This window comes from Luteibacter jiangsuensis, assembly GCF_011742555.1.
Classification (GTDB): Bacteria; Pseudomonadota; Gammaproteobacteria; order Xanthomonadales; family Rhodanobacteraceae; genus Luteibacter; species Luteibacter jiangsuensis.
This window is the reverse complement of record NZ_JAAQQR010000003.1, coordinates 452,064-464,955: the sequence shown is the minus strand read 5'-3', so window position 1 is coordinate 464,955 and position 12,892 is coordinate 452,064. Positions and strand designations below refer to the sequence as shown.

The following is a 12,892-nucleotide window of genomic DNA, read 5'->3' as shown; positions in this document are numbered from 1 at the left end:
AAGCTACAACCGCGACCCCTGGTCCGCCGCCATCACGCCCGCCGGCAGCGCCGCGGCGTCGATGCCCTTGGCGAACATCATCACCTGGAAGCGCTCGCCCATCTCTTCGGGCAGCGTGAGTTTCTTCACCTCCTGCGCCAGCCGGTAACGGGCCGCCTCGTCGTCGAGGGCGAAGTAATCGCTCTCGAAGAATTCCTGCATGCCCGAGGCGAGAAGGAACTGCGCCTGCGGCATGTAGGCCGCCACGCCGAAGCCCGCGCTGTTGCCCGCTTCGGCAAGGGCAGTGAAATCCACGGACGCGGTGAGGTCCTGCAGGCCCGGCAACAGGAACGGGTCGGCGTGCGTGCGGTGACGATAGAACGCGCGCAACGTGCCGTCCGTGCGCTCGGGAAGGTAGAACTCCCCGCGCGTATAACCGTAGTCGGCGAAGATCATGGCGCCGTGCTGAAGCGTGCCCGCCACCGCCTGCACCCAGTACGGCAGCTGCGGCAGGATCTCGCTGCGATATCCCGCCTCGAACTCGCGGCCGAGGTCGCGCTCGACATGGCGCACCGCGCCGCCCACCAGACTGTCGGCAGGCCGGTCGCTGCGGACGAACCTCCCTTCGCCGTCGAGTACCACGTGTTCCTCGTACACCTCGCCGTCGCGGGTGGTGAAGCGTGTGGTGGGCAAGGCGTCGATGACTTCGTTCGCGAACAGCACGCCGTCCCACGGCGTTTCGAGCGGGCCGTCGAGCCATGTCACGCGGGCGAACAGGGAAGGCGGCAGTGCTTCGCGAAGACGCTCGCGCTGGCGCTCGCGCAGGTCGGCACTCGGTTCCAGGATCATGAAACGGCGCGGTGCACGGCCGGCGACGTCGAGCGCCAGCAACGCGGCTTCGGCGAAGGCGCCGGTACCGCCGCCAAGCTCCAGGAAGTCGGCCTGCGGACCCAACGAGGCCAGCACCGGTTCGAAGGCGCGCGCGACACACCGCGCGAAGAGCGTGCCCAGCTCGGGAGCCGTGACGAAGTCGCCCTCGGTGCCGAACTTGGCCTTGCCGGCGCTGTAATAACCGAGGCCGGGGGCGTAGAGACAGCGCTCCATGAAGCGCGAGAACGGCATCGGCCCCTGGGCCGCGATTTCCTCGCGAAGGAGGGCCGCGAGGTGGTCGGAGTGGGCGCGCTCGTCGGCGGCGGGTTCGGGGAGTTTCGGGTTCATGCCGTGCGTGTTCGAGATCGAACCCGCAGGATAACGGATCGTGGCGCGCACGGCGTCAAGCGCCACCGATAAGGGTCTGGCCTCAGCTCCTGTGGGAGCCGGCTACGCCGGCGATCCCGCGGCAGCGGGCATGCGTGCCGCGAGCACCCATCGCCGCTGAAGCGGCTCCCACACACAGCCCGCCATCTCGCAGAAGTACCGGGCCCCTCCCGGCGGCGGTCTAGAAATCCTGCTGCAGGGACAGGAACACCCCGCGGCGCGGTCCGAACTGGGGCGCGCCAACGCCGATGCCCGAACCGTCGCGGAGTTCGTAGGTGCGGTCGAACGCGTTCACCAGCGCCAGCTGCGTATGCGTGGCGCCCGCCGGGGTGAGGTGGAAGTCGTGCGAGACGCTGAAGTTCATCTGGAAATACGCCGGCATCGTGTCGCCGTTCGGCACGAGACCGTCGCGGCGCAGGCCCGAGCCGAAGAGGTAGTCCGCTCCGATGCGCGTGTCGTCGTCGATCGCGTAACTGATGCCACCCGACGAGGTGTATTTCTGGTCGTGGTCCAGGTGGATGAAATGATCCTGGATATACGCAAGGTCGTCGGGGTTGAAGTTGTACTGGCCCGTGATGATGCGCTTGCCCACGGAACGGTTGTACGCGAAGTTGAAGTACGCGGTGAGCGCGCCGCCGTCGTAGTTCAGCGTGAACTCGTCGCCCTTCACCTTGCCCTGGTCGTAATTGAACGTGGAGTACACCAGTGCGGTGCCGAACTGGCCCTCGTCCTGGATGCGCGACACGTTGCGCTTGTAGCTGTCGAGACCCACGGTCCACGCGCTGCCCAGCTTCTGCGAGATGCCCACGTCGTAGTAGCTGGAACGCTCGGCCAGCGGCGTATCGTTGCCGTTGTCCGGCAACGCATTGGTGGTGCCCGCGAATTTCGCGATGGACGTCGGGCTGATCATCTCCGACGCGGGCGGCGTGAAGTAGCGCGAATAGCCGGCATGGATCGTCGTGCTGTCCGTGGGCTGATAGACCAGACCCACACGCGGGCTGAGCTGGCTCTCGGGACGGAAGGCGTCGTAGCGATCGGCGCGGACGCCATAGTTCACCGTCCACTTATCGCCGATGCTCCACTCGTCCTGCAGGTAGAGCGCGTAGGTGCGCGCGAGAATGCGGCTGGCATCCACGATGGACAATGGCGTGGTCGATGTCTGGTTGCCGTCGGCGTCCGCGGGGAAGACGAGCGCATCGTTGGTCGCGCTCGCGCGTTCGAACGATGCGTACATGCCGTAGCGCAACGTATGACTGTCGCCCAGCGGAGTCGCGAAATCGGCTTGCAACGTGCTCGCCCGGTTGGCGCGGCGCACATCGGAGGCGACGCCGTTGAACATCAGGTCGCCGATGTCGTCCGGCGTGAAGTGCAGACCGCTGTACCGCTGTCCGGCAGACACCTGGTAGGCGGTGCCGCCGAGCTTGCCCTGCAGGCTGAGGACGCCGAAGCGCGTTTTTTCCTGCTGGCGCTCGTTCAACTGCGCCGAATCGAAGTTCGTCACGTCGAGATACCCGAACGTCGGTTCCTGGCCCGGGTTGTTCGGGATCTCGAAGCGGTTGTTCGTCACCCCGAAGAGGAAGCTGAGGCGCGTATCGGCATTGATCAGGTAGGAGACATCGCCGAACGCCTTCACCTGGTTCGTATGGTCGTGGATCGGCTTGCGGCTTGCCGTCGGGTTTTCGATGCCGACGTCGTTCTCGAGATAGTTGGCGGTGAGGAACCAGCTCCAGGCGCCGCTGCGCCCGAACAGCGTGGCGTTCGGATTCAGCGTACCGAACTGGCCGCCCGTCACGCCCACGCTGCCACCGATACCGTCCTTCGAGGGCGTGCGGGTAGTGATGTCCACCACGGCCGCCGTGCGGTCGCCGTACTGCGCGGGCAAGGCGCCGTCGAGCAGCTTCACGTTCTGGATCGTCCGCGCATCCAGGGTCTGGCCGAAGCCGCCGATGCTTTCCGGGATGAGCACGCCGTCGATGCGGTACTGCAGGTTGGCGTGGTCGCCGCGCACGTGCAGCTGGCCGTAAGAGTCCTGCACCACGCCCGGCGCCTGGAGGATCACCTGGTTCAGCGGCGTGGAATCTCCCAGCGGCAGGGCCTGGATGGTCTGGCGGTCCATCACGTACTGGCTGCTGCCGGTATCGGGCGACAGACTGTTGCGCGCCTCGTCCAGCCGGGCGGTGACGTCGACCTCGCCGAGGTTGGTGGCTTTCTGCGGCGGGGCGTCGTCGGCATGGGCGGCGGCGGCCAGGAGTGCGAGGGCGATACAGGACGCGAGGCGAACAGGAGTCATGGGCTCACTTCGTAAAATGTTATAACGTATCAATTAGTCTGGGGGGCGAAGCTTTCGTCCCGCTTTCGCCCTCGACACGTCCGGTGCTTCATGGACGAATCACGCCGCGGCGGCGACCATGTCCACGCATTCGCATCCGGAGTAACGACATGGCAAAACGCGATCCGGCTTCGACATCGAAGGAGATCGTTCCCGTCACGGCCGACCGCGGCGACAGTCCCGTCGCGAAGGCAATCCTCGAATTCGTCAGCCGCATCCCGGACAGCGACGTGCCCCGCGCCGGCAAGGGCTCCGCCGAGGAAACGTGCCGGCAGCTGGCCAGCGCCGCGGCCAACAAGGCGGCGATCACAGCAGGGTCGCTCGCCTTGCCGCCCGGCCCGCTGGGCTGGCTGACGGTGCTCCCCGAACTGGTGGCGATCTGGCGCATCCAGGGCCAGATGGTCAGCGACATCGCCGCCGCATACGGGAAGACCGCGACGCTCGGACGCGAACAGATGCTCTGGTGCCTGTTCCGGCACACCGCCGCCCAGGCCTTCCGTGACGTGGCCATTCGCGTCGGCGACCGCCTCGTGTTCCGCACTGCCGCCACCGGCGTATTGCAGCGCCTGGCGGGCCGCATCGGTGTCAGCGTGTCCAAGCGTGCGGTCGGCAAGGGCGTCTCGCGCTGGCTGCCGATCGTCGGCGCGCTAGGTGTCGGTGCCTATGCGTACTACGACACCGGACAGGTGGCGAAAACCGCGATCGACCTCTTCAGCGGCGACGTGCACGTCGACGATGGCGATGCGCCCGCGGCCGGAAAGAGGCACGCCGCGGCTAAGGCGTCGGGCGGCGGGCACGCGCGCGCCGCGGAAGGCGCGTCGGCTCCGAAGGCCAGAGCGACGACGAAGGGACGATCGACCACGGCCAGGAAGGCCGTAAAGAAGACGGCGCCCAAGAAGTCGGCCACCAAGAAGACCGTGGCGCGCAAGAAGGCGACGAAAGCTGTCGCACCTGCCGCGGCCGTGAAGAAAGCCGGGACGCGACGCAAGGCAGGTTGAGTGGCCGCGACGTGACGCGCGGCACCGTTTGCGGCAAGCTCGTGCGCGTTGCGAAAAGGAGCTTGCCGTGAATCCGTCCCCGGTCGTCCTCGTCACCGGCGGTGCCCGCCGTGTCGGTGCCGCCATCGTCCGGCGCCTGCATGCGGCGGGCTGTTCGGTCGCCATCCACTACCGCCATTCCGGTTCCGACGCCGAAGCGCTCGCGCGCGAACTCGATGCGGTGCGTGCGGGCAGCGTGGCCACGTTCCCGGCGGCGCTCGACGACGATACGACACTTCACCCCCTGATCGAGGCGGTGGTGCAACGCTTCGGCCGGTTGGACGGGCTGGTGAACAATGCCTCGGCCTTCTACCCCACGCGCATCGGCGAGACGACATCGGCGCACTGGGACGACCTGTTCTCGGCCAACGCGCGGGCGCCGTTCTTTCTTGCCCAGGCCGCGGCGCCGGCCCTGCGGGAGGCCGGCGGCGCTATCGTGAGCATCGTCGACATCTATGCGGAACGGCCGCTCGCCGGGCACACCGTGTATTCGATGGCCAAGGCCGCGCTCGCCATGCTGACCCTGTCGCTGGCGAAGGAACTGGCACCCGAGGTGCGCGTCAACGCCGTCGCGCCCGGCGCCATCCTGTGGCCCGCCTCGGGCAAGCCGGAGGAAGCGGCGGAAAGCCTGATCGCGAAAACGCCGCTCGGACGCAAGGGCGAACCCGAGGACGTCGCCGAGGCCGTTCGCTGGCTGTTGCTGGACGCGCGCTACACGACAGGCCAGATCGTCCGCGTGGACGGCGGTCGCGCATTGACGATCTGATCGCGGCCCCGTCGGCGTGCGAGCCCGCACGCCGACGGTTCCGGTGTTCCCCTGGAGCGGTGTTTCAGTTCTTCGGACGGAATGCCGATTCGAGCAGTGCGCGGTCGAAGCCCTGGCCCGGATCGCCTTCCTCCGCAAAGCGGTAGAGCGCGGCCGAATACACCCCGTGCATCGCCGTCTGGAACAGGCTGAGGGCCATCAGCGCGATCACCGCCACGACACCGACGATGACCATCAGCGCCACGGAGTGCGTCGCCGCGGCGGCGAAGAAGAGCACGCCGCTGGCGAAGATCAGGCAGAAGGTGAGGATACCGCCCGCAACGCCGATGCCGGCATTGCCGATCAGGTTCTCGCCCCAGGTCTGCTTGAGCAGCGAGGTGCTGCGCTTCACGGCATCGACCGGGCCCACGTCCTGCGCGGCGAGCACCGGCACCACCAGGAACGTCGCCACCGTCCAGCCGAAGCCGAGGAAGCCCGCGACGATGCGTCCGACGAAACCGAGGCGTTCCTGCAGGGCGCGCAGGATCATGCCGACCGTGGCCGCGATGAGCGCGTAGCCGATGATGTTGGGCAGCTTGCCCATTGCCGTGCGGATGCCGTCGCCGAGTGTGGGATTGCCACCGTCCAGACGGATGAGCGCAGCCGAAGCCAGAGCGACGTTGAAGAAGATCACCACGCCGTACTGCACGAAATAGAACAGGAAGCTCACCAGCATGAACAACGGCGAGACGTGCTGGCGCTGGCCTTCGAAATCCGCCTGATGGTGGGCGAACAAGGTCCAGACCGGCCACGCGAAGGTGGCGATCACCAGCAACGATGCGAAACCCGCCAGCAGAGGAAAGAGCATCAGCTCCTTGTCCTGGCGAAGGATGTTGGCACTGGCTTTCATCAGCGCCCAACTGCGTGCGAACTTACCCATTTCCTTGTTTCCCCATGGTCCGATGTCGGACGCGTTGTAGCATCTTGGTCGGTGGCCCGCCAGTTGCCTGAATGTGGGAGCCGGCTGCGCCGGCGATCCCGCGTAGCGGGCACGATCGCGAGCACCCATCGCCGCTGAAGCGGCTCCCACAGACGGCAAGACGAGAGGGGCCGAGAGATTTTCTTGCTGCTATGGCGATTCTTGGATGGCCGCGGAGCAACGTTCATCGACTGCGAGCGGCTCGTTCCCCACCGGAAAGGCCGCCCAGAGTTCCGCCATCGTCTTCCCGCTGACGGGGTGACGGACGTCGGGTGCGATGTCGGCCATGGGCTTCAGCACAAACGCATGCCGCAGTTCGCCGCGGGGCACCTGAAGGTGGCCCTCGCCGCTCAGCACGAGGTCGTCGTAGAGGACGATGTCCACGTCGAGGGTGCGGCTGGCGTAGCGTTTGCCGCCGCGCACCCGGCCATGCCGGTCTTCCAGGGCGTGGAGCCAGTCGTTCAGGGCTTCGGGAGCGAGGTCGCTGTCCAGGCCCACGGCCAGGTTCAGGAAATCGGGCCCGTCGAAACCGACCGCCGCGCTGCGGTAGACCGGCGACACGTCCAGCTTCCCGAAGCGTGCCCGCAGTTCCGCCACGGCGAGACCGAGCCAGTGCTCCGCATCGATGTTGGAACCCAGGCTGAGGTAGGCGCGCCCCACGTCAGACCTCCCGGGCAGCCGCGACACGCATGCCGGCAACGGCGTCGCGCACGTCGCCGCCCGACGGCTGCTGGAACGGCCGCAGTCCGAACTCGGGAAGGATCGCGATCAGGTGGTCGAAGATGTCCGCCTGGATGCGCTCGTAATCGAGCCACACCACCGTATTGGTGAAGCAATAGACTTCCAGCGGGATGCCCTGCGCACCCGGGTCGCGCATGCGGACCATGCGGGTCATCTTGTCGTGCACGTCCGGGTGCGCCGCGAGGTACGCCTCGGCATAGGCGCGAAAGGCGCCGATATTGGTCTGCCGGCGCCGGTTCACCGGGAGCTTGCCCGGTTCGCCCAGCGCCTCGTTCCAGCGGCGGATATCCTCGCGCTTGCGCTCCAGGTAGGCCTTGAGCAGGTACACGCTTCCATAGCGTTCGATTTCCTCGTCCTCGAGGAAGCGCACGCATGCCGCGTCGACGAACAGTTCGCGCTTGATCCGTCGCCCGCCCGATTCGGCCATGCCGCGCCAGTTCTGGAACGATTCGGAAATCAGCTTCCAGGTGGGTACCGTGACGATCGTGCGGTCGAAATTGCGAACCTTCACCGTATGCAGCGTGATGTCGATGACGTCGCCGTCGACGCCCGCGGAAGGCATGGTGATCCAGTCGCCGATGCGCAACATGTCGTTCGTGCTCAGCTGGATGCCGGCGACGAAGCCCAGGATGGTGTCCTTGAACACCAGCAGCAGCACGGCGGACATGGCACCGATGCCGGACAGCAGCAGGCCGACGCTCTGATGGGTGAGCTTGGTGATCACCAGCACCAGCGCCACGATCCACAACGCCATCTGCAGCAACTGGACGATGCCCTTGATCGATCGCTTCCCCGCCGGGGTGGCGCTGTACAGCGATTCGAACGCGAGCAGGGCGCGACCCATGGCCGAGATCACGCACACGATGATCCAGCAGACGGCAAGGCTGCGCACGAACGCGCCCACGCCGTCGTCCACCGGCAGCAGCAGGGCGATGCCGTAGTAAACGACAACGCCGGGCAGCACGCGCGCCAGCCAGCGGAAGCAGCCGAATTCATAGAGCGCGTCGTCCCAGCGCCAATGCGTGTGCCGTGTGGCCGCGCGCACCACGCGATGGAGGAACAGGCGGCCGAGCAGGTCCACCAGCCAGGCGATGACGACGAGTCCACCGACCAGCACCACGCTGCGCCACACGGCCGACGGAATGACCTCGTCAAGGAACGTTTGTATATCGCGCGGATCGATCATTGCGGACGCGTACCGCGCTCGATACGCACGCCGACCGCTTTCGCACCGCGCACGGCGCCCGGCTTGGACAGCTTGAGCCGGACCCAGGCCACGCCGAATTCGTTCTGCACGATCTCGGCGCACCGCTCTGCCAGTGTCTCCACGAGGCCGAAGCTCGAGGCTTCCACATAGGCCTGAAGGCGCTTGGAGATCGATTTGTAATTGAGGGTGTCGGCGATATCGTCGCTGGCCGCGGGACGGCGATTGTCGAACGCCATTTCCAGGTCGAACGACAGCGTCTGCCGGATGCGCCGCTCCCAATCGTAGATACCGATGACCGCGTCGATGCGCAGGTCCTCTATGAAGACGATGTCCATGGGGGTGTAACGATGAAGAGGGTCGTACAGGGTCGGCGAGGAAGGCCGATTGCGCAAGCGCCTGCTTTCTGTGGGAGCCGCTTCAGCGGCGATGGGTACTCGCCGCGAACTTGCCCGCTGCCGCGGGATCGCCGGCGTAGCCGGCTCCCACACACTCAAGCCGCGGGCAGCGTCTCGAGGTTCCAGCGCGGGAACACCTGGATGGTTTCGTCCTGGTGCTGGCCCGCTGCCAGCCGGATGGCACCCGCGAGGGCGATCATGGCCCCGTTGTCGGTACAGAACGCCAGGCGCGGGAAGTAGACGCGGAACCCGTCCGCGGCTCCGGCCTGCGCCAGCTGCTCGCGCAGGCGCTTGTTCGCGCCCACGCCACCGGCGATCACCAGCCGCTTGGCGCCGGTGGCTTCCAGCGCGCGCCGGCATTTGATGGCCAGGGTGTCGACAATGGCTTCCTCGAACCCGCGCGCGATGTCGGCGCGGGTCTGGTCGCTCTTGTCGGAGGCCTGCCAGGCCAGCAGCACCTGGGTCTTCAATCCGGAAAAGCTGAAATCCAGCCCCGGGCGGTCGACCATGGGCCTGGAAAAGCGGAACCGGCCGGGAGTGCCCTGCTCGGCGAGCTTGGCGAGCGCCGGGCCGCCCGGATACGGCAGGCCCATGAGCTTCGCGGTCTTGTCGAAGGCTTCGCCCGCGGCGTCGTCCAGCGTATCGCCGAGGATGCGGTATTCCCCGATGGCCTTGACCTCCACCAGCATGGAATGCCCGCCGGAAACCAGCAGCGCCACGAACGGCGGCTCCGGCGGGTCGTCCTCGAGCAGCGGTGCCAGGAGGTGGCCTTCCATGTGGTGCACGCCGATGGCCGGCACGCCGAGCGCCCAGGCCATGGCCCGCGCCGCCGACGCGCCCACGAGCAAGGCGCCCACGAGGCCGGGACCGGCGGTATAGGCCACCCCGCCCAGGTCGGCCGGCGTCAGGCCGGCGTCCTTCAGGGCCTGGCGCACCAGCGGCAGCAGCTTGCGCACGTGATCGCGACTGGCCAATTCCGGCACGACGCCGCCGTATTCCGCGTGCAGGGCGATCTGGCTGAAAAGCGCGTGCGAAAGGAGCCCGCGACCCGGTTGGTCAGGGTCCCAGCGCAGCAGGGCAACGCCCGTCTCGTCACAGGACGTTTCCACGCCAAGCACGGGCTTTGAATTTCTCATCAAACTCACGTTATAATCCACGGCTCACCCGGATTCACGGGTCAGTTTAACCAAGTGGAGTTTCCATGCCGAGCGTTAAAGTCCGCGAGAACGAGCCGTTTGAGCTTGCCCTTCGCCGCTTCAAGCGTACGTGCGAGAAGGCTGGCGTGCTGGCCGAAACGCGCAAGCGCGAATTTTACGAAAAGCCGACCCAGGAGCGTAAGCGCAAGCGCGCCGCTGCTGTGAAGCGCCACCTGCGCCGTCTGTCCCGCGACACGACGCGCCGGACCCGCATGTACTGATGCACCGGCCGGCCTTCCCGGGCCGGCATGGTACCGCGGCTGGCGCGTTCTCGCCGCCGCCGCAATCAGGCGGAAATCCCGAGCCGGCTTTGCCGAAAGGTGAAGCCGGCTTTTCGTCGTCCCGGAGAAAAGAATCATGAGCCTCAAGGCAAAGATCACCGAAGACATGAAGGCCGCCATGAAGGGCGGGGAGAAGGACCGCCTGGGCGTCATCCGCCTGGTCCAGGCCCAGATCAAGCAGCGCGAGGTCGACGAACGGATCGAGCTCGACGACACGCAGGTGCTGGCCGTACTCGAGAAGATGCAGAAGCAGCGCCGCGACTCGATCGAGCAATACGACAAGGCCGGCCGCACCGACCTGGCCGACGTCGAGCGCTACGAGATGGGCGTGATCGCCGGCTACCTGCCCGCCAAGCTCGACGAGGCCGAACTCGACGCCATCATCGCCGCGGCCATCGCCGAATCGGGCGCCAGCTCCGCCCGGGATATGGGCAAGGTGGTTGCCCTGGTGAAGGAAAAGGCCGCCGGCCGCGCCGATATGGCCGCCGTTGCCGGCAAGGTGAAGGCCAAGCTGGCCAGAGCCGGATAACACCACCTCTTTACTGAGGGCCTTTGTGGGAGCCGCTTCAGCGGCGATGGGTGCTCGCGGCAAGCATGCCCGCTGCCGCGGGATCGCCGGCATAGCCGGCTCCCACAAGGTTGCCGGTTCCCAAAGGGTGACGGTTCCAAAAGGGTGACGGCTCCCCCCTTGCATCCGCGGCTTCACGGCCTCCCCACGCACGCCGCCGCATCCTCCCCGCGCCCCAAGGAGGATCTCCATGCTCAAGTACGCCATCATCTTCGGCCTGATCGCGCTCGTGACCGGCGCGCTCGGCTTCAGCCGCGTCTCCGGCGTGGCCGCGACCATTGCCAAGGTCTGCTTCGCCATCTTCCTGATCCTGTTCGTGATCGCCATCCTGGCTGTCATCGGCGTCTTCAAGCTCGCCTTCTGACACCCCGGCCGGACTCCATACGGAAGCGGATGCATGGCATCCTAGGGGACTGATGCGTGGCCGAATTCCCGACAGCTTCATCGATGAACTGCTGACCCGCGTCGACATCGTCGACGTGATCGAGCGGCGCGTGCCCCTGAAGAAGGCAGGCCGGGAATGGACGGCCTGCTGCCCCTTCCACAATGAGCGGTCGCCGTCGTTCTACGTAAGCCCCCAGAAGCAGTTCTTCCACTGCTTCGGGTGCGGGGCGCACGGCAGTGCGATCAAGTTCATCATGGACTACGACCGCCTGGAGTTCCCCGACGCCATCGAGGAACTGGCGCAGTCGGCGGGCCTGAAAGTGCCTTACGAGGGCGCCCGCGACGATAAGCCGCGGGAAGACCGCAGCGACCTCTACACACTGCTCGACGAGGCCGCCTCGTTCTACCAGCGCGAACTGGGCAACAGTCCCGAAGCCCGCGCCTACATCGACCGCCGCGGCCTCGACGACGAGATCGTGAAGCGCTTCCGCATCGGCTGGGCGCCCGCGGGGTTCGATGGCGTGCTGAAGGCGCTGGGCACTACCGACCGTCGGCGCCAGTTGCTCAACGAAGCGGGCATGGTCGCCAGCAACGAGCGCGGCAACCGCTACGACCGGTTCCGCGAGCGGGTGATGTTCCCCATCCTCGACCGGCGCGGCCGCGTCATCGCCTTCGGCGGTCGCGTGCTGTCGTCCGAGCAGAGCCCGAAATACCTCAACTCGCCGGAAACGCCGCTTTTCCATAAGGGCCGCGAGCTCTTCGCCCTCTGGCAGGTCAAGCAGGCCCATCAGCACCTCACCCGGATCATGGTGGTGGAGGGCTACATGGACGTCATCGCACTCCACCAGGCAGGCCTGCCCATCGCCGTGGCCACGCTGGGCACCGCGACCACGCCGGAGCACGCTGAAGTGCTCTTCCGCGCCGCACCCGACGTCTACTTCTGCTTCGACGGCGACCGCGCCGGCCGCCAGGCGGCGTGGCGCGCGCTGGAATCCATCCTTCCCCGCATGCGCGACGGCCGCCAGGCGCACTTCCTGTTCCTCCCCGACGGCGAGGATCCGGATACGCTGGTACGAAAGGAGGGCAAGGACGGCTTCGAGCAGCGCATGAAGAACGCCATGCCGATGTCCGAGTACTTCTTCGAGGAACTCGGTCGCGACGTCGACACCACCCGCATCGACGGCAAGGCGCGTCTCGCCGAACGGGCCCGTCCGCTCATCGCGAAGCTGCCCGACGGCGCCTTCCGCGACCTGATGGCGCAGGAACTCCAGCGCCGTACGGGGGCACGCGCCGTGCTCGACGCCGAGCCGGAACCGGCGCGCCGTGCTCCTGCCCGGCCGGCAAACGTGCAGCGCAGCCTCGTCCGCAGCGCCATCACCCTCCTCCTGGCCCAGCCCTCGCTGGCCGACGAAGTGGAGCCGCCCTATCCCTTCCTGCGCCTGGACCGGCCAGGCGTCGACCTGCTGGCCGAACTGATCGACGTCGCCCGCGCCCGCCCGGGCATCAACCCGGCCGTGCTGGTCGAGCATTTCCTCGACCGGCCGGAGTACCCGTCATTGCAGAAGCTGATGCAGGCCGAAGTGATCGGCGAGGCCGACATGCAGCGCGTGGAGTTCCTGGACGCCCTGGCCCAGATGCAGCGCCAGGTCACCACACAACGCCGCGAGTACCTGATCGCCCGCAGCCGCGAGGGCGTGCTCGACGACACCGAAAAGGCGGAACTACGCGTGCTGCTCGCTGCCCGCGCGGCACCCGCCCCGGCGGATGGCGAATGATGCGCTGCATCGCTGGCAT

Annotated in this window: 13 protein-coding genes; 6 read left to right on the top strand and 7 right to left on the bottom strand. The window is 67.0% G+C overall.

Annotated elements, in window-relative coordinates; genetic code table 11:
- Positions 1 to 3: 3 nt before the first annotated feature.
- Positions 4 to 1,197, bottom strand: coding sequence for a class I SAM-dependent methyltransferase (locus HBF26_RS08965; protein WP_167125158.1), 1,194 nt, complete (start codon positions 1,195 to 1,197; stop codon positions 4 to 6).
- A gap of 220 nt (positions 1,198 to 1,417) precedes the next feature.
- Positions 1,418 to 3,526: a TonB-dependent receptor gene (locus HBF26_RS08960; protein WP_167125155.1), complete on the bottom strand. Its 2,109-nt coding sequence runs from the start codon at positions 3,524 to 3,526 to the stop codon at positions 1,418 to 1,420.
- 149 nt (positions 3,527 to 3,675) lie between these two features.
- Here HBF26_RS08960 and HBF26_RS08955 point away from each other — a divergent pair, with 149 nt between their 5' ends.
- Positions 3,676 to 4,563: a hypothetical protein gene (locus HBF26_RS08955; protein ID WP_240151256.1), complete on the top strand. Its 888-nt coding sequence runs from the start codon at positions 3,676 to 3,678 to the stop codon at positions 4,561 to 4,563.
- 67 nt (positions 4,564 to 4,630) lie between these two features.
- The gene (locus HBF26_RS08950; protein WP_167125153.1) at positions 4,631 to 5,368 is read left to right on the top strand and encodes a pteridine reductase; all 738 of its coding nucleotides are present in this window, start codon (positions 4,631 to 4,633) and stop codon (positions 5,366 to 5,368) included.
- Positions 5,369 to 5,432: 64 nt separating this feature from the next.
- Here the strand turns inward: HBF26_RS08950 and HBF26_RS08945 are convergent, their stop codons facing one another.
- The 5 genes from HBF26_RS08945 to tsaD all read right to left on the bottom strand — a co-directional run bounded on the left by HBF26_RS08945 (position 5,433) and on the right by tsaD (position 9,805).
- Positions 5,433 to 6,287, bottom strand: coding sequence for a DUF6159 family protein (locus tag HBF26_RS08945; protein ID WP_167125151.1), 855 nt, complete (start codon positions 6,285 to 6,287; stop codon positions 5,433 to 5,435).
- A 189-nt stretch (positions 6,288 to 6,476) separates the two neighbouring features.
- Positions 6,477 to 6,986 (bottom strand): 2-amino-4-hydroxy-6-hydroxymethyldihydropteridine diphosphokinase, encoded by a 510-nt coding sequence (folK, locus tag HBF26_RS08940; RefSeq protein ID WP_167125148.1) that lies wholly within the window; start codon positions 6,984 to 6,986, stop codon positions 6,477 to 6,479.
- A gap of 1 nt (position 6,987) precedes the next feature.
- Complete coding sequence (locus HBF26_RS08935; RefSeq protein WP_167125146.1) at positions 6,988 to 8,253, bottom strand: mechanosensitive ion channel family protein; 1,266 nt, start codon at positions 8,251 to 8,253, stop codon at positions 6,988 to 6,990.
- On the bottom strand, positions 8,250 to 8,609 hold the full coding sequence (gene folB, locus HBF26_RS08930) for a dihydroneopterin aldolase (RefSeq protein ID WP_167125144.1): 360 nt from the start codon (positions 8,607 to 8,609) through the stop codon (positions 8,250 to 8,252). The genes HBF26_RS08935 and folB overlap by 4 nt, the downstream gene beginning before the upstream one ends.
- A 155-nt stretch (positions 8,610 to 8,764) precedes the next feature.
- On the bottom strand, positions 8,765 to 9,805 hold the full coding sequence (gene tsaD / locus HBF26_RS08925; RefSeq protein ID WP_167125142.1) for a tRNA (adenosine(37)-N6)-threonylcarbamoyltransferase complex transferase subunit TsaD: 1,041 nt from the start codon (positions 9,803 to 9,805) through the stop codon (positions 8,765 to 8,767).
- Between the two features lie 65 nt (positions 9,806 to 9,870).
- Between tsaD and rpsU the strand changes: the two genes are divergently transcribed.
- The 4 genes from rpsU to dnaG all read left to right on the top strand — a co-directional run bounded on the left by rpsU (position 9,871) and on the right by dnaG (position 12,873).
- Entirely contained in the window at positions 9,871 to 10,086 is a 216-nt protein-coding gene (rpsU, locus tag HBF26_RS08920; RefSeq protein ID WP_029213735.1) for a 30S ribosomal protein S21, read from the top strand.
- A 136-nt stretch (positions 10,087 to 10,222) separates the two neighbouring features.
- On the top strand, positions 10,223 to 10,675 hold the full coding sequence (locus HBF26_RS08915; protein ID WP_167125140.1) for a GatB/YqeY domain-containing protein: 453 nt from the start codon (positions 10,223 to 10,225) through the stop codon (positions 10,673 to 10,675).
- A 229-nt stretch (positions 10,676 to 10,904) separates the two neighbouring features.
- Positions 10,905 to 11,078, top strand: a complete 174-nt coding sequence (locus HBF26_RS08910) for a DUF1328 domain-containing protein (RefSeq protein ID WP_072322409.1) — start codon at positions 10,905 to 10,907, stop codon at positions 11,076 to 11,078.
- A gap of 52 nt (positions 11,079 to 11,130) precedes the next feature.
- Complete coding sequence (gene dnaG, locus HBF26_RS08905; RefSeq protein ID WP_167125138.1) at positions 11,131 to 12,873, top strand: DNA primase; 1,743 nt, start codon at positions 11,131 to 11,133, stop codon at positions 12,871 to 12,873.
- Positions 12,874 to 12,892: the final 19 nt, after the last annotated feature.